The organism is Pseudomonas sp. H9 (assembly GCF_004353925.1).
Classification (GTDB): domain Bacteria; phylum Pseudomonadota; class Gammaproteobacteria; order Pseudomonadales; family Pseudomonadaceae; genus Aquipseudomonas.
The window spans coordinates 1-707 of sequence record NZ_SMOK01000052.1; the positions used below are offsets into that span (position 1 = coordinate 1).

General features: G+C 47.0%; 1 rRNA gene. It reads right to left on the reverse strand.

The annotated features are described in order from the left end of the window. A 23S ribosomal RNA gene (locus E1573_RS26630) occupies positions 1-537 on the reverse strand; the annotation flags it as partial. Between the last annotated feature and the right edge of the window lie 170 nt (positions 538-707).

Sequence of the window (707 nt, forward strand, 5' to 3'; positions counted from 1 at the left end):
AAGTAGGCTCCCACTGCTTGTACGCATACGGTTTCAGGTTCTATTTCACTCCCCTCTCCGGGGTTCTTTTCGCCTTTCCCTCACGGTACTGGTTCACTATCGGTCAGTCAGTAGTATTTAGCCTTGGAGGATGGTCCCCCCATATTCAGACAAAGTTTCTCGTGCTCCGTCCTACTCGATTTCATGACTAAGAGATTTTCGCGTACAGGGCTATCACCCACTATGGCCGCACTTTCCAGAGCGTTCCGCTAATCTCAAAGCCACTTAAGGGCTAGTCCCCGTTCGCTCGCCACTACTAAGGGAATCTCGGTTGATTTCTTTTCCTCAGGGTACTTAGATGTTTCAGTTCCCCTGGTTCGCCTCTTGCACCTATGTATTCAGTACAAGATACTCAGCTTATGCTGAGTGGGTTCCCCCATTCAGAGATCTCCGGATCAAAGTCTGTTTGCCGACTCCCCGAAGCTTATCGCAGGCTACCACGTCTTTCATCGCCTCTGACTGCCAAGGCATCCACCGTATGCGCTTCTTCACTTGACCATATAACCCCAAGCAATCTGGTTATACTGTGAAGACGACATTCGCCGAAAATTCGCAATACTCTTAAAGTCTTAAGAGAAACTCACAAATTTTACCTTAGCCTGAATAAACACCAGTGAAAGTGTCATTCAGTCTATCTTTCTATCACATACCCAAATTTTTAAAGAACG